This window comes from Pseudomonas sp. SbOxS1, from assembly GCF_013416725.1.
Taxonomy (GTDB): Bacteria; Pseudomonadota; Gammaproteobacteria; order Pseudomonadales; family Pseudomonadaceae; genus Aquipseudomonas.
Window position 1 is genome coordinate 50,238 of the sequence record NZ_JAAVXC010000012.1, and the last position, 24,871, is coordinate 75,108.

A 24,871-nucleotide genomic window follows, 5' to 3' on the forward strand; every position below is an offset into this window, starting at 1 on the left:
GTGCGCTGGACAAACAGCGCACCATTGAGCGCTATCGCTGCAATGGCCAACAAGCGCATAGCCCTGACACTGAACATCTCGCTGGAAACGGTGAAGTGGAACCTGAAAAACATTTACTCCAAGCTGGGGGTTTCGAGTCGTTATGATGAGGTGTCGTGGGCGCGCAAGAATGGGTTGATTGAGTCGGGGTTAAGCAGCAGTGGGGCACTGCTTAAACGCGCTCAAGATTGCTTGTTTAAACGCCCTACAGATTACTTCCTGAAAGCTACAAGACCTTGCGCCGTTGCCTACGGGTACGCCAGAATCCGCCGGCTTGTGCGCCTTGGGGCTGCTCGGTAACTTTGTTCGGGTCACTGATTGTCAGTGATCGGGTTTAGTCGCCCGGTGGTTTAGTGAGGTGCATAGGTTCTATCAGTCAGGTATTCCCATGCCTGCACTCGATGGTAGCTGTGCGCAGGGCGCCTTCGGGCGCGCCGGTTTGCTAGATCCCCGGTCGACTAACCTGCGCACAGTTGCCTCCCTTTCGTTTAGTCGCGAGAGAGGGGCACTCCATGTAAGGATCTAGCTTATGTTCAAGGTCACACCCAATCCCCCGGACACCGATCCAGCATCCCCCTACGAACCCGACTCAAACAAACTCAACAAGGCCGCCGAACGCGCCCTCGATTACCACTTCCCCTCGACCGCCGACATCAAGGCCGCGCCGCGAACACCCAGCACGTTGTTTACCGTCGACCCGCAAGCCACGCGCGAAACCCTGATGGTTTATCTGGTCGAGACACTGGCCTCGGTCGATGTGATGGTGCACCAGTTGGTCGATCATCTGGACGGTGGGTCGCGCAATGCACTGCTGGGCATTTCCAACAGCGTGATGCTCGCGGAAATCACGGCGAATCGGGTGTTGGATCAGATTGATCCGCCTGGCTAGCCCATACAGGAACCTGCAGCATGCCCCCACAACCTACCCGGCAAGCCGACATTGAGCAGTTGCAGCGTGAAATGGCTGAGCTGGCCGAAGAAATGGACAGGCCAGCCCCCTCAATGGCACGCGCTTTTCTGTTGCCTTTCTGTATCGGTGCTGCGTTCGCTCTAACGATCTTTATTGTCGTCGTTCTGGAGGCCCGCCTGGGTTGATCCAATGTCCGTCCCACTCGGTCGCCTGGGGGTGTGTTGGATCAAATTGAGCCGTCTGATTAGCCTGACACTCCACTTGTGGCGAGGGGATTTATCCCCGTTGGGTCGCGAAGCGGCCCCAAAAGAGGGCCTGCTGCGCAGTCCAACGGGGATGAATCCCCTCACCACAAAATGCTCAGTGCTGCTGGATCTTAAGCGCGAACCACCAGCGCAGCGAAGAAAGGGCGCGTTGCGTGGACGCGCCATTCACTTCGCCCGCTGGGGTTTCGCCGGGTCAGTCTATCCCCGGTTTCAATTTGGTAACCAACCCTTGTAGGGGGGGATGGGCAAGCCACCCTGAAGTCCAGAGTGGCTGCCGGCAGATAATCAGGAATGCTTGATCACCGGCGGGAAATATTCACCCGCAGTCGCCCCACCCTTGGCCCCATAGAAGCGCAAGACCAGGCGATAGTTCTGGCCCGGCGAGGTGGGCAGCCAGTTGCCGTCGGCGACTTCCTGCGGTTTTGTGGGGGCGAAGTGCAGGGTCAGGGAGCCGTCCTTGTTGTAGGCCAGCGGCGAGTGACTGTTGATCGCAAAGCGGTTCTGCGCATTGGGCAGGACGCGGAAGTGCCTGGCGTCGGTGGCGGTGATCGACCAGTAGTAATTCACCATCGACGCGGGCAACTGGTCGGCGGGGAAGGTCATCGAATAGCTTTGTGCACTCTCCAGTGGCTTGCCGTTTTCGTCCAGCCCGCCTCGGTAGTAGACCACTTCTTGCTGGGTGTTGGCCCAGATACCGCCATGGTTCACCAGGGTACGGGTCAGGTAGTCGCTGCCGTAGGTGCCGGAGGTGGAAGGGCGACCCCAGCCATTGTTGACACGACCGTGGCCGATCAACGGCGCGGCCTTGGCGAGATCGGCGAAGGTGTGGCTGCGGATCGATTTGTCGATACGCGCCCGCTCCAAAGGATCGGCGATGGCGGCGGCGATGGCGCGGACCTTGGCTTGCAAGGGTTCCATCCCGGGGTTCAGGTCAGGCTCCTGTAGCGCCAAGGTGGCAGAATCGAACGCCTCTACGCCGGGCAATTGCTGCCCAGGGAACATCAGGGTCTGCGCAATCTCCGGCAATTGTGGCGTGCCAGTCGGGCGCATCTTGAAGGCGTGTTGCAAGCGCTCGGCCTCGCTCCAGTCGCTGCCCAGCTCGACGCGCGCCAGGACCCGCGCCGTGCGTGCCGCAAGGTCGACTCGCTGGGTGTTGGCAGGCAACTTGACCTTGGAACCTTGCAGGCAGGCCGCGAACTCGCCATGCGGATGCTTGGGGAACACACGTTCGTTGATGTTGGCCAGCGTCTCGCCCCAGCCGTTGAGAAATTGCACGGTGTAGTAGCGGCCACGGATCTCGGGCACCGAAATCAGCGTACAGCTGTTCTCGTCCACCGCTACCCAGGCTTCGGAGTAAGCCACATCCACGTTAGGGTTGGGCCAATCCACCGCGCCGGGCTGGTGATGGCTCAAGGTGTTCCACTGCATGCCAGCCTTGAAGTCCAACTGCTGCTGACGTGCTACCAGCAACCGACTGTACAGGTAGATATAGGCGTCGCTGATAGCCTGGTCGGTGATAACCGGGGTTTGCGCAAGCGCGACCGGCACCTGTAAACAGGCCGTCATCAGCCAGGCAGCGGTCGCGGCCCGTGTGAAAGGTAAACGCAAGGACATGAAGATCTCCGTCGAATGCAGTCGAAATGACCTCAGGGTCATGGCCAGTTAGCCTGCATCCGACGTAGTGCGCGCCCCCTCCTTTGGAGTGGTGGTCATCCGGGCCGCAGCCTGGTGAAGAAACCGCGGCGACCGACCGATCAGGCCTCGCGCAGCAGGCCTTTCTTTTTAGCCACATGCGTGGCCATTGCATCCATCAAATCCGGGGACAGGCAGTCGTAGGGCTCAAGGCCGAGCGAACGCAGGCGCTCACGGATAGCCGGCATTTGCGCAGGCGGTGTGCCGGTTTCGATGAGGGAGGACACGAACGCGGCAAAGCCCGGCGCCGCCCAACCGCTCTGGGGAGAGAGCTCGGTATGGACGAAGTCCAGGCCGTAAAACGGATGCTCCTTGTTCTCGATGCGCCCGAAGAGATGGGCGTGGCACTGCTTGCAGGCGTGACGCTGGATGGTGGCGGCTTCGTCGACAATCGCCAGCTTTTCCCCGTGTGCCGTAACGCTGACCTTATCCCGGGGAACCACGGCGATGACGGCGAATATCGCGCCTTGCGGTTTCCAGCATTTGCTGCAGCCGCAGGCGTGGTTATGCAGGGTTTGTGCGTCGATCCGGACCTCGACCTTGTCGCTCGCGCACAGGCATTGCAGGGTGCCACCGCTGAAGTTCGCGGCGGCGGGTTGGATACCGTTGTCCAGTGCAGGGTGAAGTTTCAAGGTGGCCATGCTGGCTCCTCCTGTTCAGGCTGCCCCCAGATGAATACCCCCAGATAAAGCATAGCGCGACATTCGAAGCGTTCCTCTGTGCTGGATTAGGCTTTTCTGCCATTTGGCACTATAGTTAATGCCAGATGTCGGAGCGACGGAGGTCGCCATGAGCGCCAGGAAGAAAGATGTTGTAGTCGATGAGGTTGCCAAAGATGCCAGCCGAGAAAGAAAGGTCAAGCCACGCCCCCCTAAGGTTAGTGCCAATGTCCTTACTTATGGCGAGCATCCGGCGGGGGTGGCAATGGCGCGCTCGAGCCGCGTGCCACCGATGGTTGCGGTCTTGCTTTCCGGGAAAGCCAGCGATGATCGCATGGACATCTACAGGGCCGTTAAACACGGTTTCCCGCTGCAGTTGGTGCTGGATATGATCGAAAACAGCACGGTGTACAAGCAAAGCGGTGTGCTGTCGAAGATCGTAGGCACCTCTGATCGTACGCTTGCGCGGCGGTTGAAAACGCCTAATGAAGCGTTGACCCCGGAGCAAAGCACGCGCGCGCTCAATTATGCCGAGGTCCTGGAAAAAGCCACGGATGTGCTGGGTTCGCGTGAGCTTGCCGAGCAGTGGATGGTCAAGCCCGCTCGGGGGCTGGATGGTGAGACACCCATCGACCTGATTTCAAATTCAGTCGGGTATGAGTTGGTGACTGACTTTCTGACGCGTATCGAGTACGGGGTCTATTGATGGCTAAAGACCCTTTGAGCGGTGAGATTCATTTCTGGCGCCTTGATCCTGCTGAACATGCCGCCACCTGGAATTCGGGCGTGGGGGCTGAAAAGGTGGGTGGGCGCTGGAACCCCAAAGGTATGGCCACCGTTTATGCCGCCCTGGATGCTTCTACGGCCATTCTTGAAGTGGCGGTGCATAAGGGTTTCGAGGCGCTGGATTGCAAGCCCCATCGTCTGACGCAGGTCCTCGTGCTCGACCGGTCGAAGATCTTTGTGGTGCAGCCTCAAAGCATTGCCAATTCCAACTGGCTGGTACCGGGTACCCCCAGCCGCAGCCAGCAACAGTTCGGTGCTGAGTTGTTGCGCCAGCATCCCTTTGTGCTGGTCCCTTCCAGTGTTTCGCCGCATAGCTGGAATTTAGCGATGAACCCGCAACTGGCTCTCGGATTGTACGAGTTGGTGTTGCAGGAGCCTTTCGCCCTTGATGGGCGCCTTAACAAGCCGTTGTCCTGAAAACGGTTCTGCCCACTCTCCCTGTGTTCAGCTAGCGTTGCGCTCAATCCCCCCCTCCCCGAGGGGGCGTATCGTCGATACCTGCTCCTATGATCGATCCAGAGCCCCTTCAAAGGTGGCCGACTGACGACCGAAGGAGAGAACCACCGATGATACCGCGCAGCCTGTTTGACCATGAGCACGAGGCGTTTCGCAGCAGCGTGCGGCGCTTCCTGGCTCAGGAATGTGCTCCCTGCCTCGAACAGTGGGAAACAGACCATCGGGTCCCGCGGTCCATCTGGGAGCGGGCCGGGGCGCTGGGCATGCTCAATGCCACCACGCCCGAAGCCTATGGCGGGCTGGGGCTGGATCGGCGTTTCTCGATGATCGCCACCGAGGAAATCTACCGCGCAGGCCAAGCGTCCGGCCTGATCGGTTTCGGCGTGCATGACATCGTCGCCGGCTACCTGGTGAATTTCGGCAGCGAACAGCAAAAGCACAGCTGGCTGCCGAAGATGGCGGCAGGCCAGGCCATCGGCGCGGTGGCGATGACCGAGCCCGATACCGGCTCCGACCTGCAAGCGGTCAAGACCCGCGCCGTACTGGACGGTGACGAGTACGTCATCAACGGCGCCAAGACGTTCATCTCCAACGGCACCAACTGCGACCTGGTGGTCGTCGTCGCCAAGACCGGTAATACCGGCAAAGGCGCCCAGGACATCTCGCTGATCCTGGTCGAGGCCGACCGCGCAGGCTTCAGCCGATCCCAGCCATTGCGCAAGGTCGGCCTGCACGCCCAGGACACCACCATGCTGTTCTTCGACAACGTTCGGGTGCCCAGGGAAAACCTGCTGGGCGGCGTGGCGGGGCAGGGCTTCATCCAGTTGATGAAGGAGTTGGCCTGGGAACGGCTCTCCATCGCCATCAGCAGCGTCGCCGGCGCCGAGGCGGTGCTCGACAGCACGCTCGAGTACACCAAGGGCCGCAACGTATTCGGCAAGCCGATCTTCGCCTTCCAGAACACCCGCTTCAAATTGGCCGACCTGAAGATGCAATTGGCGGTGTCGCAGAACTACGTCGACCGCTGCATGGAGCAATGCCTGGCCCGCACCCTCAGCCCTGAAGCGGCAGCCTCGGCCAAATTGTGGTGCTCGGACCTCTACACCAAGGTCGTGGACGAATGCGTCCAGCTGCATGGCGGCAATGGCTACATGCTCGAGTACCCGGTTGCGCGTCACTACCTCGATCACCGCGTCCTGCGTATTGCCGGCGGCGCCAACGACATCATGAAAGATCTGGTCGGGCGCACGCTCTGATCAAGGTTGCAGAGGACTACCCCCATGGAATACCTGATACCCCGTACCTTGTTCAGCACTGAGCACGATGAGTTTCGACGCGCCTGCCGCCGCTTCCTGGAGCAGCAAGTAAACCCGTTCCATGCCCAGTGGGAGAAAGACAAATGCGTGCCCCGTGAGGTCTGGCGCATGGCCGGCGAGTTGGGAATGCTGCTGCCGTCGATGCCGGAGGAATATGGCGGGCCCGGTGCCGATCGCCTGTTCGACATGGTCTTTGCCGAAGAATTCATGCATGCCGGCGCCTCGGGCCTGATCGGCTTCGGCGTGCACGGCCTGGTGGCCAACTACATCCTCAACTACGGCACCGAGGCGCAGAAGCAGGCCTGGTTGCCGAAAATGATTGCAGGTACCGCCGTGGGCGCCATCGCCATGACCGAACCCAATACCGGTTCGGACCTGCAGGCGGTGCGCACCCGCGCCAGGGCCGAAGGTGACGAGCTCGTCATCAACGGTTCCAAGACATTCATCTCCAATGGCGCGTCCTGCGACCTGGCGCTGGTGGTCTGCAAGACCGGCGACAGCGGCAAGGGCGCCCAGGACATCTCGCTGGTCATCGTCGAGAAAGAACGCGAAGGCTTCAGTCGATCGCAGCCGCTGGAAAAGATCGGCCTGCACGCCCAGGACACCAGCATGCTGTTCTTCGACGATTGCCACGTACCGGCGGAAAACGTGCTTGGCGGCGTGCAGGGGCAGGGCTTCTACCAGCTCATGCATGACCTGGCGTGGGAACGGATCATCGGCGCCGTCGGGTTTCAGTGCCAGGCGGAAGCGGCGCTGGATCACACCATCGAGTACACCCGTACGCGCATGGTTTTCGGCAAGCCGGTGCTGGACTTCCAGAACTCGCGTTTCACCCTCGCGCAACTCAAGACCGAAATACAGATCGGCCGCTCGTGGATCGACAGCTGCATGGCCTTGCTCCTGCGCGGCGAACTGACCGCCGAAGCGGCGGCGGTGGCCAAGTACTGGACCGCGGAGCTCAGCAGCCGCGTGGTCGATGCGTGCCTGCAGCTGCATGGCGGCAATGGCTACATGACCGAATACCCGATTGCCCGGTTGTACCTCGATACCCGTGGCAACCGGATCTGGGGCGGTACCAACGAAATCATGAAAGAAATCATCGCTCGCACGTTGTGAGCGCGATCATAGGAGAGCAAACGTGTCTCAAGAAATTCGCTTTGACGGCAAAGTTGCCATCGTCACCGGCGCCGGCAACGGCCTGGGACGCGCCCACGCCTTGCTGCTGGGTTCCCGGGGTGCCAAGGTGGTGGTCAATGACCTGGGCGTGAGCACCGAAGGCCTGGGCAGTTCAAGCGCCGCGGCCGATGAAGTGGTTGCGCAAATCCGCGCCATGGGTGGCGAGGCTGTCGCCGACTACAACTCGGTAACCGAGGGCGAGAAAATCGTCGCCACCGCGCTTGAAGTGTTCGGCACGGTCGACATCCTGATCAACAACGCCGGCGTCCTGCGCGACAGTTCGTTCCACAAGATGACCGAAGAACAGTGGGACCTGATCCAGGACGTTCACGTCAAGGGCGCCTTCCGCCTGACCCACGCCGTGTGGCCGATCATGCGTGAAAAAGGCTATGGCCGCATCATCATGACCGCCTCCGGCGCTGGCATTTTCGGCAACTTCGGCCAGTGCAACTATTCCACCGCCAAGTCGGGCCTGATCGGCTTCGCCAACTCGCTGGCCATCGAAGGTGCAAGCAAGAACATCCGGGTCAACACCATTGCCCCGGTCGCCGCGTCACGCATGGTGATCGCCAGCGGGCTGTTCCCCCAGGAGCTGCACGACAAGGTCAAGGTCGAAGACTGTGCGCCGCTGGTGGGTTGGTTGTGCAGCGAGGAATGCACAGACACCGGCGGTCTGTTCGAGGTCGGTGGTGGCTTCCATGCGAAATACCGTTGGGAGCGTTCCCACGGCCGGTTCCTGCACACCAATACCCTGAGCCCGGAACTGGTGCGCGATAACTGGTCGCGCATCACTCAATTCGATGAGCACAGCGTTCATCACACCGATGGCGCCGACGGCCTCAAGGAGCTGTTTACCCGCATGGAGTCGCCCGCCAAGGGGGGCAATGCGTTCGTTGACATGGAAGTGGCCGCCAACGCGGTCTCCCACCTGGAAACCGAATACGATCAGAACGATGCCGCGCTCTATGCCCTGGCCGTTGGCGCCGCCAAGGACCCGTTGGACCGCGATGAATTGAAGTACGTCAACGAGTTCCTCGGCGACGAGTTCCGCGTACTGCCGACCATGGCCGTGTTGCCGGCGACCGAAGTGTTCCTGCGTGCCGCCAAGTCCGGCGAGCCGCAGCTGGAAGGCCTGAACGTGCCCTTCGCCAAAGGCCTGCATGGCGAACAGTACACTGTGATGTATCGCCCATTGCCGCCCAAGGCCAAGCTCAAGCACAGCATGCGCTTGAAGTCGGCGATCGACAAAGGCAAGAGCACCGTGACCATCCTGGCCATCGAGACCACCGACGAGCACGGCACGCCGCTGTTCTACAACGAAGTGACGGGCTTCTACCCAGGCGTACCGGGTGCAGGCCTGCAACGTGTGCCCAGCGAAGAGATCAACGTGGCGCCAGATCGTGAACCCGATGCGGTGCTGGCGGACCAGACCGAAGTCAACCAGGCGCTGCTGTATCGCTTGTGCGGCGACTGGAACCCGATGCACATCGATCCGGACTACGCCGCCAAGGCCGGTTACGAGAAGCCGTTCCTGCATGGCCTGTGCACCTTCGGCTACCTCGGTCGCCACGTGATCAAGGCGTTCTGCGGCAACGATTCGCGTCTGTTCAAGAGCGTGCGCGCGCGCTTCGCGTCCATCGTGATGCCTGGCGATACCCTGGAAACCCGTATGTGGCGTGAGTCGCCGACACGCATCATTGTCGAGATGCGTGCGGTCGAGCGTGACGTTGTCGTATTGAAAAATGGTGCGGTCGAATTGTTCGAGTCCGTACCGGCCTGATTGCCTGGCCACCTGCCGCTTCCATGAACGGGAGGCGGCAGTTTTTCTATTTCAGGAGAGCACGATGCAACGTTGCGTCAATGTGATTGGCGTAGGTATGTCGCCCTTCAGCCCGGCCGCGCTGGGCCCCGATCCGCCGTTGCTGATCGGCGCTACGATAAAACAGGCGCTCACCGACGCCGGTTTGTGCGCGCGCGATGTTGCGCAGGTCCATGCCGTAACGGGCGCGATGGATGTCGCGGCCTTGCAGCGTGCTCTGCAAGCAGTGGGGCTGGGGCAGGTGCCGCTGCGTCACTTTGCGCCGGGTAGCGCTGATGGCAGTGCGTTGTTCGCACGCGCTTGCCAGGCCATCCTGCTTGGGCAGGCGGAAAGCATTCTGGTGCTGGGTATCGAGGGGGCGCCTGCGGCTACTCTCGGCTTTGAGCATCTGGGCGTCACGGCGCAGGCGTACATGGCGCGCTACCAGACTCGACGAGAAACCTTTGCCATGATCGCCGTCAAGGCGCGCCAGCATGCCGGGCTCGATAGCATGCTGACGCTGGATCAGGTGTTGCAGGCGCAGATGATTGCCGACCCGCTTACCCATCCGCAGGTAGCCTGGGCCAGTTCCGGTGTGGCCGCGGTATTGCTGTGTACCAGTGAGTTTGCCAGGCGCCACGGCAACGGCTCGTTGGTTCAAGTCGCCGCCCAGGCCTGTGTATCCCCGCAGCAATTGAAGGGTCTGGATCTGGGGGCGACCTTCGCCGGCGTCAACTATGAGGTTAACGTCGCCGCCGCCCAGGAGCTGTATGAGCAAGCGGGCAGGGGACCGCAGGAAATTGCCGTCTGCGAGCTGCACGACCTCAGCACCGTCAGCGAGTTGTTACTCTATGAAGCGCTGGGTTTCTGCGCCGAAGGCGACGGTGAGAAACTGGTCGAAGACGGCGATAATACCTACGGCGGCAATCTGGTCATCAACCCTTGCGGGGGCCTGCTGACATTGGGCCAAGCGTCGGCGGCGAGCGCTCTGGCGCAATGCATAGAGCTTGTGCACCAACTGCGTGGCAGTGCCGGCCGACGCCAGGTTGCCGATGCGCAACTGGCCCTGCAGCATCAGGTGGGTAACGACGGCACGGTGACCACGACCCTTTTCCAGCGCGGGTGAGGCGCCGAAACCGGCCACGAACAGAACAATTTCAATGGGTGGAACACCTTCCTTCAAAAATGCAGGATCTGTCATGAACAACAACAATAAACACCCGACACTGTTGCATCGCTTCCTTCACTGGGAGCACAGCACGCCAGATGCCATCTACCTGACCCAGCCCTTGCCCGATGGCAGCGTGCAAGACTACAGCTGGCGCGAAGTGGGCGACCAGGCGCGGCACATGGCCGCTCACCTGCAGGGCCTGGGCTTGCCGGCGAAGTCTTCGATTGGCCTCTACGGCAAGAACACCGCCCACTGGATCATCGCCGACCTGGCGATCTGGATGGCCGGGCACGTCAGCGTCCCGCTGTACACCACCGCCAACAGCGATACGGTGCGCTACGTGCTGGAGCATGCGCAGATACGCCTGCTGTTCGTCGGTCGTCTTGAAGGTGATGCGGCGGGTTGGAACGCTGTTTGTGCCTCGATTCCGGCCGATTTGCCGCTGATCGATTTGCCCATGTCCGGCGGCGGCCAGGGTGAATCCTGGGACCAGGTCATCGCCCGTACCGCGCCACTGCAAGCGGTGGTCGAAGCGGTGCCAGGCGAACTCGCCACCATCATCTATACCTCCGGCAGCACCGGCGACCCCAAGGGCGTGATGCACAGCTTCGGCGCCATGTACGCCGCACCGGCGGTGACCGGTTGCATGTACGCCAATGGCAAGGGCACGAGCACCAGCGATCGGCTGCTGTCCTACCTGCCCCTGGCCCATACCGCCGAACGGGCGGTTGTGGAAGCGGTGTCGCTGTACAGCGGTTGCCGGGTGTTCTTCAACCTGGGGCTGGAAACCTTCAGCGACGACCTGCGCCGCGCGCGCCCGACGATCTTCCTGTCCATGCCGCGGCTGTGGGGCAAGTTCTACCAGGGCATCAACGAACGGATCGACCCTGCCCGGCAGGCTACCGTCTTCGCCGATCCGGTGGAGGGAAAGCTGATGAAGGCGCAGATCCTCTCGGCTCTTGGGCTTGACCAGGTGCATACCGGGCTGTCCGGTTCTGCGCCCTTGCCGGTCAAGGTGATGGAGTGGTATCGCGAGCTGGGCCTTGAGCTGCTGGAAGGCTATGGCATGTCGGAGAACTTCGGCACCTCGCACTTCAGCCTGCCGGGCCAGGTGCGTGTCGGTTACGTGGGGGCGGCGATCCCGGGGGTCGAATGCCGTATCGGCGACAACAACGAAATCCTGGTGAAGAGCCCGGCGCAGATGCTGGGCTATTACAGGCAACCCGAGCTGACCGCCCAGAGCTACACCCGCGACGGCTTGTTCTGCACCGGTGACCGTGGCGAACTGGATGAGCAAGGGCGCCTGCGGATTACAGGAAGGGTCAAGGAGTTGTTCAAGACCGCCAAGGGCAAGTACGTCGCGCCTGTGCCGATCGAAGCCAAACTGGGCAATCATCCGTGTGTCGAGGCGTCGTGCGTCACTGGGGTTGGCCTGGCGCAACCGCTGGCCTTGCTCAACGTTTCCCCCGATACCCGCGCCGCGCTCGCTACGGCCGAGGGTCGTGACAAGGTTGCCACTGAGCTTGAGGTGTTCCTGGCCGAGGTCAATGCCCAGTTCGAGTCGCATGAACAACTGGGGTGCCTGGTGGTGGTGGCTGAGCCCTGGACCGTCACTAACGCGCTGCTGACACCGACCCTGAAGATCCGCCGCAGCCTGATCGAGGAGCGGTATCAGGGGCAGATCGAAGGGTGGGGCGCCAGCCGCTGCAAGGTTGTTTTCGAGTAGGGTTTTGTTGCGACGTGAGAGAGCCGACCTTTGGGTCGGCTTTTTTTTAACTGGTGAGTATGGGGGCAGGGTGTCAGTCGCCAATGATATTGGGTGTGCCGGCCTCATCGCGAGCAGGCTCGCTCCCACAGTGAATCTGCAGCGGATACAAAACCTGTGCACGGCCACAAACCTCCTGTAGGAGTGAGCCTGCTCGCGATGGCGGCGTGCCAGTCGCTAGTGATGTTGAATGTGCTGGCCTCATCGCGAGCAGGCTCGCTCCCACAGTGAGTCTGCAGCGGATACAAAATCTGTGTACGGCCACAACCCCCCTGTAGGAGTGAGCCTGCTCGCGATGGCGGCGTGCCAGACGCCGGTGATGTTGGATGTGCCGGCCTCATCGCGAGCAGGCTCGCTCCTACAGTAAATCTGCAGCGGACACAAAACCTGTGCACGGCCACAAATCCCCTGTAGGAGCGAGCCTGCTCGCGATGGCGGCGTGCCAGACGCCGGTGATGTTGGATGTGCCGGCCTCATCGCGAGCAGGCTCGCTCCCACAGTGAATCTGCAGCGGATACAAAACCTGTGCACGGCCACAAATCCCCTGTAGGAGTGAGCCTGCTCGCGATGGCGGCGTGTCAGACGCCGGTGATGTTGGATGTGCCGGCCTCATCACGAGCAGGCTCGCTCCCACAGTGAATCTGCAGCGGATACAAAACCTGTGCACGGCCACAAATCCCCTGTAGGAGTGAGCCTGCTCGCGATGGCGGCGTGCCAGACGCCGGTGATGTTGGATGTGCCGGCCTCATCGCGAGCAGGCTCGCTCCCACAGTGAGTCTGCAGCGGACACAAAACTTGTGTACGGCCAAAAATCCCCTGTAGGAGCGAGCCTGCTCGCGATGGCGGCGTGTCAGTCGCCAGTGATGTTGTGCCAAACGCAAAACGCCCCGCAAGCGGGGCGTCTTTTCATCCACTGTTGCTAGAGGTCAGCGAATACCCGCGTTACGCAACGCCGCCGGTGTGAAGTCTGCCAGTTTGGTGCGGGCGCCGTATTGCGGTGCCATTTTCGCCTCGTTGCTCATGGTTGCCACGATGTAGCGGCCGACAAGCAGGTCGTAGAACCCCTGGGCGGCCGGTGCATTCAGGCCTTTTTCGTAGTTGTTGTAGGTGTAGTTTTCACCGACGCGCCACAGTTGGCCACGGCCATCGTAATGGTCCACCTCGGAGAGTACCCAGGTGTCTTCATCGAAATACATGTCGCGCTTGGCGTAGATATGCCGTTCGCCAGACTTCAATGTCGCCTGCACGTGCCACACCCGATGCAGCTCGTAGCGGGTCAGGTCCTGGTTGATGTGGCCAGGCTTGATGATGTCCGCGTACTTGAGGCTTGGCGACTGCAGCTTGTAGTTGTTGTAGGGAATGTACATCTCCTTCTTGCCGATCAGCTTCCAGTCATAGCGGTCCGGCGAGCCGTTCATCATGTCGGCGTTGTCGGAGGTGCGCATGCCGTCCGAGGCCAGGCCGGGCGCATCGTAGGCCAGCTGTGGCGCGCGGCGCACACGGCGTTGCCCGGCGTTGTAGGTCCAGGCCTTGCGCGGCTCGGTGACCTGGTCGATGGTTTCATGGGCCATTGACACCGTGCCGGCCAGGCGCGCCGGCGCGTCGACGGCGAAAATGTAGTAATAGAGGATGTTCTTCTCGGCCTGCAGGTCCACGCCATCCATGTATTGCGGGAAGCTGTTCTGGTCGTGCGTCTCGACGATGGTGTAGTCACCGTTGACCTGCGGCACCGCCTGGACCGACCAGCGCTCGACGTTCTCACCGCGAAAACGCGTTACGAAGTTCCAGTAGACCTCAACGCCACTCTTGGGGATCGGGAAGGCGTAGTAACGCGAGTCGGCGAAATTGCCCAGGCCGGTGCCTTCGTTGACCAACTGCACATTGACTGCGCTTTTTTTCGCGGCAGCGTAGATGCCTACAGGTGCCGCGGCAGTACGGTGAGTGGGATAGACCGGAATTTTGTAAGTGTCCGGGTAACGCTGGAACATGGCGAGCTGGCCGGGTGTCAGCTTGTCCTTGTACTGCTGGGCATTGGCCGCGGTGATGGTGAACAGCGGCTTCTCGTTCTTGAAGGGGTCGCCCAGGAAACCCTTGGCGTCCACCGGTGCGGTGCCAGGCTTGAGGCCGCCATCCCAGGCGGGAATGCTCTTGTCGGCGCTGCCTTCCTTCTGCGCGCCCAGTGGCGTCAGGGTCGTGCCCAGTTGTGCCGCTTCCTGTTCGTTGACCGCGGCCATGACGCCGCTGGCCAGCAGGGAGAGCGCCAGGCCTGCGCAGGTGATGATCTTGCTTGCTTTCATGGATGTACCCTCTGTCTGTTGCGGCTCAGAAGTTGACGCCGAAGCTGAGCGAGACGAAGTCCCGGTCGGTGGTGGTATTGAATTGGCCGCCAAAGAAGTCCGTGTAGCTCAGGCTTGCGGTGTAGGTGGAGAGGTAGTCGGCATCCACGCCGACGCTGACAGCCTTGGCGCCTTCCTCGAAGTTCGGGCCCCAGCCGTCCACGTCATGGGACCAGGCCAGGTTCGGCGAGAGGTTGATGCCGGCGATGACGTTGGTGTAGTCCAGCTTGGCGCGCATCCGGTAACCCCAGGAATCGGTGGTGTAGAAGCCGTGGCTGTTGCACTCCTTCTGCGGGTTGGTCGCGGTGGCGCAGACGCTCGCGTTCTGGGTACCGGGGAATTCACCGGCGCCATACACGGGGCTGCGGCCAAACCGGACATCGGTGCCATCGGCCGAGCCCAGGCCATTGATGCGGTTGTAGCCGACTTCGCCGACCAGGGTCAGGCGGCTGGCCCCCAGTACCTGGTCGAAGAACTGCGTGGCCGTCACTTGCGCCTGCATCACCGGCATCCGTTTGTAGCCAGGCAAGTCACCGCCCAATGCCTGGGCGGTTTCACCGGAGGTGAAGACCGGTGAGGTCTGGGTGGTGAAATTGGTATCGGTGGATTGAATCGCCGCCAGGTTCAGGTCGGCGGTGTTGATCTGCAGCGGCATGTTGGGGCGGTAGCTCAGCTCGCCACCGACGGAGGTCTCGCCCAGGGTGGTCTGGAAGCTCAGCCCGTAAAGGCGGATGTCCTCCGGATAATCGACGAAGTAGCGCGCGGCGCGTACCCGGTCGAACTGGTTCTGGGCCACGCCAAGCGCCCGTGCGGCAGGGGGCAGGGCGCCCACCTGAGCCGCCGTGATCGGCGCGACGGTGGTTTGCTTGAAGCTCAGGTAAGGGTTGCGGCTGTGGTAGTTCATGGCATAGAAGCCGAACTCGGTGTCGTGCAGGTCGGGGGCGAACCAGCGCAAGGCAATGCCGTACTGGCCACTGTCGCGCGGGTCGTTGTCCTTGAGGCGAGGCATATAAACGTCGTCGACCACACGCCCACTGAGAATCTGCGCGGCTGTCGCCGTGTTGCTGGCCACGCCCGGGGCGAGGTCGGGACCGGCGAACACCAGGCGATCGTTGCAGCCCTGGGGCAGGGGATCGGAGCCGAAGAAGGTGCCGCAGTTATCGACCACCGAATTGGCCCACTGGATCTGGTAGAAACCCTCGACGGTGAGGTTCTCCGCCAGGCCCTGGGACAGGTAGAGCATGTTGACCGGGATCAGGCCTTCCTTCACTTCGGCACCGGGGCGGCGCAGGGCGGCGACGTCGACCGGGTTGATGCTGTTGATCGAGTTGCCGATGAAGGTGCTCTCGCCCCAGCTCACCACCTGTTTACCCAGGCGCACGTTGCCCGGCAGGTCGCCCAGGTTGTAGTTGTGGTAGATGAAGGCGTCGAGGAACTCGGCCCCGGAAGACTTGGCCAGGTCATCGCGGCCGCTGTCGTCGATATCGTAGAAGCGGCGGTGCTCGTCCTTCAGTTCGAAGTCATACCAATACTTGCCGCGCACGAAGACGCCGCTGTCGCCGTACTTCAATTCAAGGTCATGCACGCCCTTGAAGATCTTCGAGAAGGTTTCACCCTTCTTGAAGTTCTGCCGGTTGTCATCCGCCGTGCGGGTGGCCGATTCACCGCGAAGGCCAAGGGTGTTGGCGGCGTTGATGAACTTGGGGTCCGGCCCGCGTACGGCCCAACTGGCACCGATGGAAAGGGATGAATCGAACTGACCTTCGATTTCGCCGATCTGGAAGTCGACGGCGTTGGCACCGGCGCACGACCCAAGGCCCACGGCCAGGGCCAGCAGGTGAGGGCGAAACTCGATGGGAAGCGTGGTGGTGGACCACTGGCGTCGGGCGCTCTTATGTCTTGCGAAAGTCACGTGTTGGTTACCCCTCTGATCTTGTTGTTCTGGTGTACCGCCACGCAACGCTAACCCCGACGCCTTTTGCGCCTCCCCCTCGAGTGGGGGGGGATCCCCCTCCATTGGTCGCGCCCCCCGATGGCCTTGCGCATGGCTGCGAAGCCCCCTCCACCGGAGGGGGTATGGGGCCGTGCGGTGTACGTGACCATCGGTCGACGGTTTGCTGCGCTCGCTCCAGGCTGGGGCGTGCGGCACAGGCCTGATAACTGACCTTGGAGAAAGTGATGTCCCAGAAAGTAATTGTTGCCGGTGTCGGCATGATCCCGTTTGCCAAGCCCGGCCAGAGCGGTACCTACATCGAAATGGGCGCGCAAGCCATTCGCCAGGCACTGCAGGATGCCGGCCTGGACTACCGCAAGGTGCAGCAGGCGTATGCCGGTTATGTGTACGGCGACTCCACCAGCGGCCAGTCGGCGCTCTACGAGGTGGGCCTGACCGGAATTCCGGTGATCAACGTCAACAACAACTGCGGCAGCGGCTCTTCGGCGCTCTACCTGGCGCGCCAGGCCGTGGAAAGCGGCGCCGTGGATTGCGCCCTGGCGTTTGGCTTCGAGCAGATGCAACCCGGCGCCCTGAAATCCCATTGGCTTGACCGTCCGATCACCTACGGCAAGGGCCATGAAGTGGCCGACGCGATCTTCCCGGAAGGCCGTGAAATGCCGGACGCCCTGAAATTCTTCGGTGGCGCGGGCAAAGAGCACATGGAGAAATACGGCACGAAGATGGAGACCTTCGCCGCCATTCGCGCCAAGGCCAGTCGCCATGGCGCGAACAACCCGTTGTCGGTGTTCAAGAAGGTAGTGACAACCGAAGAAGTCATGGCCGACCAGGTGATTTTCCCGGGCGTGATGACCCGCCTGATGGCATGCCCACCGACCTGCGGCGGTGCGGCGACCATCCTCGTGTCTGAGCGCTTCGCCCGGCAACACGGCTTGCGCACCGATGTGTGCATCCTGGCCCAGTCCCTGGTCACCGACCAGCCGCAAGCGTTCGAGCCGCCGTCGCTGATCAGCATCGTCGGCGTTGGCATGACCCGTCAGGCGTCGACCGAGGTGTACGAGAAGGCCGGCGTCGGCCCGGAAGACATCCGCATCTGCGAGCTGCACGACTGCTTCGCCCACAACGAACTGCTGACCTATGAAGGCCTGGGTTTCTGTCCGGAAGGCGGCGCCGAAAAATTTGTCATGGACGGCGACAACACCTACGGCGGGCAAGTGGTGATCAACCCGTCGGGCGGCCTGCTGTCCAAAGGTCACCCGCTGGGCGCCACCGGCCTGGCCCAATGCTACGAGCTGACCCATCAGCTGCGCGGCACCGCCGACAAGCGCCAGGTGGACAATATCCAGCACGCCTTGCAGCACAACCTGGGCCTTGGCGGCGCGGGCATCGTGACGCTGTTCGGCCGCGGCTGATGACACGGCGCGCCTGTTGCGGGCGCGCCCTTTTTTTGACTGAAAAGACACACGGAGGACTGCGTGACATGCCAGACAAGAGTCTGATCGGGCGCTCATTGGGCGTGACCACTTGCGACGTTGAAAAGGGCCGCCTGCGCTTTTTCGCCAAGGCCATCGGCGAAACCAACCCGGTGTACACCGATGAAGACGCCGCCCGCCAAGCCGGGCATCGCTCATTGCCGGTGCCGCCCAGTTTCCTGATGTGCCTGGAAGCCGAGGGGCGTGACAGCGACCATATCGTCCAGGACATTTTTGGCTTCGACCTGGGGCGCATCCTGCATGCCGAGCAGGGTTTCGATTATCACGGCCTGGCCTATGCCGGCGACGTGCTCACTTTTGATACCCGGGTGGTGGATGTCTACGAGAAGAAGGGCGGGGCACTGACCTTCGTGGTGCAACAGACCCGTGTCACCAACCAGGAAGGTCAGCACATCGCTGATATCCGCTCGTCACTCGTGCAGCGCTGAGGAGCCCGCCATGAACTCATCTCAGTTGAATGACGTGCAGGTCGGCTTCGAGCTGCCGCCGCTGGTACTGCCTGCAATCAATCGCACGACACTGGCGTTGTACGCGGGGGCCTCGGGTGATCACAACCAGGTACACATCGACCTGGATTTCGCCCGCAAGTCCCGCCAGCCCGATGTCTTCGCCCACGGCATGCTCTCGGTGGCCTACCTCGGCCGCCTGCTCACCGCCTGGGTACCGCAGCAGCAGATCCGCAGCCTGGCGGTGCGATTCACCGGCATCACCCAACTCGGTCACATCCCCGCGTGCCACGGCAAGGTCATTGACCTGTTCGAGGTCGATGGCGAACGGCGCGCGCGCCTGGCGATTCGCTGCGTCAATCAATACGGCGACGAGAAACTGCTCGGCGAAGCCACCGTTGCACTTATCTGAAACCCCACAAGAACAAGGAATATCCCCATGAAAAAACTCGAAGGCAAAGTCGCTCTGGTCACCGGTTCCGGTCGTGGCATCGGGCGCAGTGTCGCCCTGAAACTGGCCAGCGACGGCGCACGCGTCGTGGTCAACGACCTGGACGCCGGCCCCGCTGAAGAAGTGGTTGCGCAAATCCGCGCCCTGGGCAGTGAAGCCGTCGCGTGTGTCGGCAGTGTCACCGCGGCCGATTTCGCCGAGCGTTTCGTCAAGACCGCAGTCGACAACTACGGCGCCATCGACATCATCGTCAACAACGCCGGCTACACCTGGGACAATGTGATCCAGAAGATGAGCGATGAGCAGTGGTACGCGATCATCGACTGCCACATCACCGCGCCGTTTCGCATCCTGCGCGCGGCCCAGCCGATCATCAGCGCCATGGCCAAGAAAGAGGCCGCTGAAGGTCGCGTGGTCAATCGTAAGGTGGTCAATATCGCGTCGACGTCCGCTGGCGGCAACCCGGGCCAGGTCAACTACTCCACGGCCAAGGCCGGCGTGCTGGGCATGACCAAGTGCCTGGCCAAGGAATGGGGGCGCATGAAGGTCAACGTCAACGCCGTTGCCTTCGGTCATATCGAAACCCGCCAGACCCAGCCGGTGGAAGGCGATCCGCGCTTCATCAACATCGAAGGTCGCGAGATCAAGGTGGGCATCAGTCCTGCGATTGTCGAGCAGTCGAAGAACATGATTCCGCTGGGGCGTCCGGGCAATACCGAAGAGGCTGCCGGCGCCGTGTACCTGTTCTGCATCCCGGAATCGGATTACGTCAGCGGCCAGGTACTGGTCTGCGGCGGTGGTCTGGGTAACGTCTGAGAACCGGGCGGGGCGTTTCGGCGCTCCGCCCTCCAGGAGTGCAAGGACATGACAGTGCCAGTTTCCGCCAACCCCAAACGACGCCTGCTGCACACCCGCAAGGTGTTCTGCACCGGTTACGAGCGCGAGGACGGCCTTTTCGATATCGAAGGATGCCTGCTCGATACCAAGGGCGTTGACACCGAATTCGCCTACGGCACGATCCCCGCCAATGGGGTGCTGCATGACATGCGCATTACCATGACCATCGACCAGAACATGGTCATCCGCCAGCTGCAAGCCGTTTCCGAACAGGCGCCGACGCCCGTGTGCAGCCATGTCAACCGAGCCTACGCGGCCCTGGTGGGATTGCGCATCGGCGCCGGTTTCAAGAAGCGGGTTGCCGAGCGCGTCGGCGGATTGAAGGGCTGTACCCATCTCACCGAAATGCTTGGCCCGATGGCAACCACCGCCATCCAGACCCTGGCCCCGGTCATGCAAAAACGCCTGCGCCAGCGCGCCGCAGCGGATCCCGATTTCAAGATGCCGGACCACTGGGTGATCGGCACCTGCCATGCCTACCACCCCGATGGCGACGCGGCGCGGCGTGTCAATAATTGGCGCCCCGGTGATGACGCCGGCCGATCTGAAATTGATGGCGACTGACCTGACGCCATCGCGAGCAGGCTCGCTCCCACAGGGTCAGGGTGGATCACTCAATGTGTGCCACGACACAGAACACTGTAGGAGCGGGCTTGCCCGCGAAGGCGATTGCACATCCGGCAACGGGCTGACTGACCTGACGCCATCGCGAGCAGGCTTGATCGTTCCCACGCTCTGCGTGGGAATGCCGCCAGGGACGCTCTGCGTTCCGCTCTCTACGTGGGCTTGAGTCTTACGCATGTGACGCGCAGCGTCACGGGATGCATTCCTTTGCTGCGCGTGGGAACGATCAGCTGCTCCTAGAGCGCCTGTTTGTCATCAACCTTCTGTGCAAGCGGTTTTCGGCCAACACGCCGGCCTTTCACAACCTTCGGTGCCTGGCTCGCCAAGCCCTTCATCTCCTCGTAGGAATCCATCAGGCACTGCGCGAGAAAGTCCGGGTCGGGAACGACGTTCGGCGAGCTGGTCAGTGAGATGAACATTTTTCCGCAGTAGCTGGTGGGGTTCCAGATCAACGACAGGCCATCGACCAGCGGGCCGACACCGCACCAATACACCAGCTTGGCGCCGAGCATGTAGAGCGGCACATTGGGGCCGGGGACGTTGGTCACCATGCAATTGTGCAGCACCACCGGGCCCTTGCCGCCCATGCCCATCAATGTCGCGAGGCGGCCGGCGAGGCCCAGGGTGGCCGGGGGGGCGAATTTCTGCAGGTTGGTCAGGTCGCTCGCACCCACGGCATTCTGGATCGCCTTGGACTGCGAGGTAGCAGCCTGCAACGCCTCCAGGCGGGCGATCGGGTCCTCGATGTCCGTGCGCAGGGGGAAGGTGAGCATCGACACGGTGTTGCCGGCGGCCACGCTTTCATTGCCCTGGCGGGTGTTGACCGGTGCCAGGGTCACTAACGACTTCTCCGGCAGTTCATCCTTGGCGATCAGGTAGCGACGCATCGCGCCGCCGACCATGGCCAGTACCGCGTCGTTGACCGTGGCCCCGGGCACCAGGTTCTTGATCTGTTTAACGACGCCCAGATCGAGGGTGACTGAATCCCAGACCCGACTGGACATCACGTTGCTGTTGAAGCGGGTGCGCGGTGCGCCGCCTTCGGAACTCAGTACCGAACGCGCCATCTTGCGCAGGCTGGCCACGGTCAGCTTGGGCAGCACACGGGCGAGGGGCAGGGCCATGCGAGCGGAGGCCATGACGTTGTCGGTCAGCATGCGGCTGACCGTGTCCAGCGGTCCCCATCGCAGCGGCAAACTCGCCGCTTCGGGCGCTTTATCCACCACGGCAACGGGCTTGCCCTGCGCGCCGGCCAGGTCGTGCAAGGCCCAGGTCAGTTCCGCGGCGGCAGCGCCATCCATCGCGGCATGGTGGGTCTTGGTGAGGATGGCGAAGCTGCCCTTGGGGATGCCCTCGATGTTGTCGAGACCCTCGATCACGTACATCTCCCACGGGGCCCGGGAAAGATCCACGGAGCGGGCATGGATGCGCGACACCATGATGCAGAACTGGCGCCAGTCGCCCGGTTTGGGCAGCGCGAAATGGCGAACGTGGAAGTCGATGTCGAACAGGTCGTCTTCCGCCCAATAGGGGTAGCCGAGACCGAAGGGCACCTGGACGATCTTGCGCTTGAACACCGGCGAGACATCGAGGCGCTCGGCGATATGCTCGACGATCTGCCGAAAGCCCAGGCGTTGCCCCTCTACCGTGGACTGATCGTAGATGTAGATCATGGTGCAGTGCGACGCGGCATGTGGACGATCGACTTTCAGGAACAGGGCGTCTTGCCCGCTCAGTTTGCTCATCGTTGAGGCTCTCGTTGGGGGGTGGATGTGGGTTGCCCGAGAGCTGTCCAACGAGCTCGTCCGGGCTCCGTCAATGCGACGAAGGTCGATGCCTGGCAGGTTCGTCGATCTGCCATTGCCCCGTACCCCTGCAAATGGGGGGGAGCACCTGGCTGGTGCGGTCTCTATTCTGGAGGCTGTCGAAGGGTCCTGTGCGCGTCGCCGTGGTGCGCAAGCTGACCCTCGCACGCAGAGGAGTCTTGTGTGTTGATTGAAGAGCGGTGCGTGAGTGAGCAAGGGCCAGGCGATTCACACAGTCCCTGGTGGGAGCGTTTGTCCGCAGACTTCTGGCGGCAGGCCGATGGCACGGAACTCGATGCCCGGCACCCTTTGAAGATCCATGGCACTGCCGCCATCGAGCGAGTGATGCGCACCGCCCTGTCGACGACTGTCGCGGCAAGTGCTCTGGCGACACTGTCCAAGCCTGGGCGTTTGCAGCGCGAATTCGAGGCACTGGATTTCTACGAACCGCTGGCACGCGCCGCAGATGCCTCGCGCGTATTCCTGCCGCCGCCGAAGGACATCGTCATGTCCCAGCGCGAGTTGCCCGGCAAGGACATCCGCCGCCTGCAGTTGCGTTTCGCAAGCCCGTTCAAACCGCTCAATCCGTTCGCCCGCCCGCAGTTCGAAGCCATGCAGCGCAACACCAGCGCCCATGCCCAGCATTGGTGCCATGGCGACCGGCCGCGACCGACGCTGATCGTCATCCATGGTTTCGCCGCCGACGCGCACTGGCTCAATGCCCACGCGCTGTCGCTGGCCGATTTGTACCGGCGCGGCTACGACATCCTGCTATTCACCTATCCGCACCACGGCCTGCGCGCCGAACGCGGCAACTGGTTCAGCGGCCAGGGATTGTTCGGCAGTGGGCTGGTGGCGTTCAATGAGGCGCCGCTGCATGCGATCCACGACCTGCGGGTGTTCATCGATTACCTGCAGGGACGCGGTGTCGAGCAGATCGGTGTGACGGGCATTTCCCTCGGCGGCTACACCGCGGCGCTGCTGGCGGCCGTTGACGAGCGCCTGGCCTGGTGTGTCCCGATCGTACCTGCAGTCAGCCCGGTCGATGTGTTCCTTGAGTGGCAACCCACGGGGCTACTGCTCTCGCGCTTGATGCGCAGCCAGGGCATTGGCGTGGCCGAAATGCGCGGACTATTGGCCGTGCACAACCCGCTGACCTACGCCCCGCGCCTGGATGGCGAGCGCATGCTGATCATCGGCGGCGCGGGAGACCGGGTCACCCTGCCACGCCATGTGCGCCTGCTGCACCAGCACTGGCCGGGCAGCGAGCTGCACTGGTTTGCGGGCAATCATGTCTTGCACCTGGGCCGGGGTGAGTACCTGGCACGCATGGGCCAGTTGATGGATCGATACGCCGGCCCCTTGTAGAAGCGAGCCTGCTCGCGATGGTCGTTAACGATAACGCGGGGAATCTGATTCCCCGCGGTGTTCTTGAGTCCATCGCGAGCAGGCTCGCTCCTACAGTTTCCTGGTATCGGGTTATGCCCGGGAATCTCGTCGATCCTTCAGGCAGTGGGCAGGTATCCCGATCAGCAACACCAGCGCCCCAAGCACCATCACGATCACCATCACATCGAACGCCAAATACAGGCTGCCGGTGGCGGACTTGATCGCCCCGACAGCGGCTTGGCTCAGCACGCCGGCAAGGTTGCCCAGGCTGCTGATGATCGCAATGCCACCTGCCGCGCCGGCCTTGGTCAGCAACGCCGGCGGGATCGTCCAGAACAGCGGGATGGCCGACAGCGCTGCGGCGGAGCCCAGGCTCATGAGGAAGATCGACAGCACCACATTGCCGTGCACCAGGCCGAGCAGGGCAAAGCTGCCCGCACCCACCAGCATGGTCAGGCCCAGATGCCAGCGGCGTTCCATATGCCGGTCGGAACTTCGCCCCAACAGGTACATGGCACACACCGCGACGATAAAGGGCAGGGCGGCCAGCATGCCGATCAGTTTCAGGTCTTCCAGGCCGAAGCCGCGGATCAGCGTCGGAATCCAGTAGGTCACCGTGTTCGAACCGCTGTAGATGCAGAAGTAGACGAGTCCGGCGATGTACATTCGAGGCTCGCGCAGCACGCCGCCGAAGTGACTGCTTGTGGCATCCGGCTCAGTGCAAATGTCCTGGGCAATCTGGCGCTTTTCTTCATCGGTCAGCCAGTTGGACTGCTCGGGACGATCCGTCAGCCAGAACCAGCCGAAGAGGCCCAGCAGCAGGGTAGGTGCGCCGGTCAGGATGAACAGCATCTGCCAGTCCTTGAAGCCCAGCCAGCCATCCAGGTGGGCCATGATCACGCCGGACAGCGGCCCGCAGATGATCCCGGCCACCATGCCCGCCATCAACAACCCGGCTGTGACCCGTCCGCGCAAGGACGCCGGCAACCAGTAAGTCATGTAGAGGATTATCCCGGGAAAGAACCCGGCCTCGGCCACGCCCAGCAGGAATCGTGCGGCGATCAATTGGTTGGCCGTGGTGACGAAGGCCGTCGCCACGGTGACCATGCCCCATAGCAGCATGATGCGGGTGATGGTGCGGCGCGCGCCGACCCGTTGCATGTACAGGTTGCTGGGGATCTCGAAGAGGATATAGCCGAGGTAGAAGATCCCCGCGCCGATGCCGTAGGCGGCGTCGCTCAGCAAGATGTCCTCGGCCATGCGCAGCTTGGCGAACGACAGGTTGATCCGGTCGATGGCATTGACGATGAAGGCCAGCACCAGGAAGGGCATCAACCGCCACAGCACCTTGGCGTAGACGCGTCGGGTGGCAGGGGGCGCGCAAGCGATATCCGGAAACTGCGAAAGGGTGTCATTCATGTGTCGCTCCGACGCGGAGGGTG

At 62.2% G+C, this 24,871-nt stretch carries 22 protein-coding genes; 16 read left to right on the top strand and 6 right to left on the bottom strand.

The features are described 5' to 3' along the window. Window positions 1-42: 42 nt before the first annotated feature. The 3 genes from HFK74_RS33490 to HFK74_RS15445 all read left to right on the top strand — a co-directional run bounded on the left by HFK74_RS33490 (window position 43) and on the right by HFK74_RS15445 (window position 1,134). On the top strand, window positions 43-339 hold the full coding sequence (locus HFK74_RS33490) for a LuxR C-terminal-related transcriptional regulator (RefSeq protein WP_180204260.1): 297 nt from the start codon (window positions 43-45) through the stop codon (window positions 337-339). A gap of 229 nt (window positions 340-568) precedes the next feature. Next, complete coding sequence (locus tag HFK74_RS15440; RefSeq protein ID WP_180204261.1) at window positions 569-928, top strand: DUF6124 family protein; 360 nt, start codon at window positions 569-571, stop codon at window positions 926-928. Between the two features lie 20 nt (window positions 929-948). Beyond that, window positions 949-1,134, top strand: coding sequence for a hypothetical protein (locus HFK74_RS15445; protein WP_180204262.1), 186 nt, complete (start codon window positions 949-951; stop codon window positions 1,132-1,134). A 366-nt stretch (window positions 1,135-1,500) separates the two neighbouring features. Here the strand turns inward: HFK74_RS15445 and HFK74_RS15450 are convergent, their stop codons facing one another. Then, the gene (locus tag HFK74_RS15450) at window positions 1,501-2,829 is read right to left on the bottom strand and encodes a DUF1214 domain-containing protein (RefSeq protein ID WP_180204263.1); all 1,329 of its coding nucleotides are present in this window, start codon (window positions 2,827-2,829) and stop codon (window positions 1,501-1,503) included. 140 nt (window positions 2,830-2,969) lie between these two features. Continuing rightward, window positions 2,970-3,548: an S-(hydroxymethyl)glutathione synthase gene (gene gfa, locus HFK74_RS15455; RefSeq protein ID WP_180204264.1), complete on the bottom strand. Its 579-nt coding sequence runs from the start codon at window positions 3,546-3,548 to the stop codon at window positions 2,970-2,972. A gap of 148 nt (window positions 3,549-3,696) precedes the next feature. Between gfa and HFK74_RS15460 the strand changes: the two genes are divergently transcribed. The 7 genes from HFK74_RS15460 to HFK74_RS15490 all read left to right on the top strand — a co-directional run bounded on the left by HFK74_RS15460 (window position 3,697) and on the right by HFK74_RS15490 (window position 11,995). Continuing rightward, on the top strand, window positions 3,697-4,272 hold the full coding sequence (locus HFK74_RS15460; protein ID WP_180204265.1) for an antitoxin Xre/MbcA/ParS toxin-binding domain-containing protein: 576 nt from the start codon (window positions 3,697-3,699) through the stop codon (window positions 4,270-4,272). Then, window positions 4,272-4,769 (top strand): RES family NAD+ phosphorylase, encoded by a 498-nt coding sequence (locus tag HFK74_RS15465; RefSeq protein ID WP_180204266.1) that lies wholly within the window; start codon window positions 4,272-4,274, stop codon window positions 4,767-4,769. The genes HFK74_RS15460 and HFK74_RS15465 overlap by 1 nt, the downstream gene beginning before the upstream one ends. Before the next feature lie 149 nt (window positions 4,770-4,918). Then, window positions 4,919-6,064: an acyl-CoA dehydrogenase family protein gene (locus HFK74_RS15470; protein WP_180204267.1), complete on the top strand. Its 1,146-nt coding sequence runs from the start codon at window positions 4,919-4,921 to the stop codon at window positions 6,062-6,064. A 33-nt stretch (window positions 6,065-6,097) separates the two neighbouring features. Continuing rightward, window positions 6,098-7,240, top strand: coding sequence for an acyl-CoA dehydrogenase family protein (locus HFK74_RS15475; RefSeq protein WP_257230335.1), 1,143 nt, complete (start codon window positions 6,098-6,100; stop codon window positions 7,238-7,240). 22 nt (window positions 7,241-7,262) lie between these two features. Then, window positions 7,263-9,080, top strand: coding sequence for an SDR family oxidoreductase (locus HFK74_RS33495; protein ID WP_180204269.1), 1,818 nt, complete (start codon window positions 7,263-7,265; stop codon window positions 9,078-9,080). Between the two features lie 64 nt (window positions 9,081-9,144). Continuing rightward, entirely contained in the window at window positions 9,145-10,224 is a 1,080-nt protein-coding gene (locus HFK74_RS15485) for a lipid-transfer protein (RefSeq protein WP_180204270.1), read from the top strand. 73 nt (window positions 10,225-10,297) lie between these two features. Further along, complete coding sequence (locus HFK74_RS15490; RefSeq protein ID WP_180204271.1) at window positions 10,298-11,995, top strand: AMP-binding protein; 1,698 nt, start codon at window positions 10,298-10,300, stop codon at window positions 11,993-11,995. A 965-nt stretch (window positions 11,996-12,960) separates the two neighbouring features. Here the strand turns inward: HFK74_RS15490 and HFK74_RS15495 are convergent. Continuing rightward, entirely contained in the window at window positions 12,961-14,331 is a 1,371-nt protein-coding gene (locus HFK74_RS15495; RefSeq protein ID WP_180204272.1) for a DUF1329 domain-containing protein, read from the bottom strand. A 25-nt stretch (window positions 14,332-14,356) separates the two neighbouring features. Beyond that, the gene (locus tag HFK74_RS15500; protein WP_180204273.1) at window positions 14,357-16,282 is read right to left on the bottom strand and encodes a DUF1302 domain-containing protein; all 1,926 of its coding nucleotides are present in this window, start codon (window positions 16,280-16,282) and stop codon (window positions 14,357-14,359) included. 266 nt (window positions 16,283-16,548) lie between these two features. Here HFK74_RS15500 and HFK74_RS15505 point away from each other — a divergent pair, with 266 nt between their 5' ends. From HFK74_RS15505 to HFK74_RS15525, 5 genes are all read left to right on the top strand, one after another. Continuing rightward, window positions 16,549-17,736 carry a lipid-transfer protein gene (locus HFK74_RS15505; protein WP_180204274.1) on the top strand — a complete coding sequence of 396 codons (1,188 nt, stop codon included), beginning with the start codon at window positions 16,549-16,551 and terminating at the stop codon, window positions 17,734-17,736. A 68-nt stretch (window positions 17,737-17,804) separates the two neighbouring features. Continuing rightward, window positions 17,805-18,245 carry a MaoC family dehydratase N-terminal domain-containing protein gene (locus tag HFK74_RS15510; protein ID WP_180204275.1) on the top strand — a complete coding sequence of 147 codons (441 nt, stop codon included), beginning with the start codon at window positions 17,805-17,807 and terminating at the stop codon, window positions 18,243-18,245. Window positions 18,246-18,255: 10 nt separating this feature from the next. Continuing rightward, window positions 18,256-18,675 (top strand): MaoC/PaaZ C-terminal domain-containing protein, encoded by a 420-nt coding sequence (locus HFK74_RS15515; protein ID WP_180204276.1) that lies wholly within the window; start codon window positions 18,256-18,258, stop codon window positions 18,673-18,675. Between the two features lie 27 nt (window positions 18,676-18,702). Beyond that, on the top strand, window positions 18,703-19,530 hold the full coding sequence (locus HFK74_RS15520; RefSeq protein ID WP_180204277.1) for an SDR family NAD(P)-dependent oxidoreductase: 828 nt from the start codon (window positions 18,703-18,705) through the stop codon (window positions 19,528-19,530). 48 nt (window positions 19,531-19,578) lie between these two features. After that, complete coding sequence (locus HFK74_RS15525; protein WP_180204278.1) at window positions 19,579-20,175, top strand: DUF2889 domain-containing protein; 597 nt, start codon at window positions 19,579-19,581, stop codon at window positions 20,173-20,175. Between the two features lie 296 nt (window positions 20,176-20,471). Here the strand turns inward: HFK74_RS15525 and HFK74_RS15530 are convergent, their stop codons facing one another. After that, a complete protein-coding gene (locus tag HFK74_RS15530; protein WP_180204279.1) occupies window positions 20,472-21,980 on the bottom strand; it encodes a wax ester/triacylglycerol synthase family O-acyltransferase in 1,509 nt (502 codons plus the stop codon). Between the two features lie 312 nt (window positions 21,981-22,292). Between HFK74_RS15530 and HFK74_RS15535 the strand changes: the two genes are divergently transcribed. Beyond that, window positions 22,293-23,408 carry a S9 family peptidase gene (locus HFK74_RS15535; RefSeq protein ID WP_257230334.1) on the top strand — a complete coding sequence of 372 codons (1,116 nt, stop codon included), beginning with the start codon at window positions 22,293-22,295 and terminating at the stop codon, window positions 23,406-23,408. A 111-nt stretch (window positions 23,409-23,519) separates the two neighbouring features. Here HFK74_RS15535 and HFK74_RS15540 read toward each other — a convergent pair whose 3' ends face one another. Next, a complete protein-coding gene (locus HFK74_RS15540; protein ID WP_180204281.1) occupies window positions 23,520-24,848 on the bottom strand; it encodes an MFS transporter in 1,329 nt (442 codons plus the stop codon). Window positions 24,849-24,871: the final 23 nt, after the last annotated feature.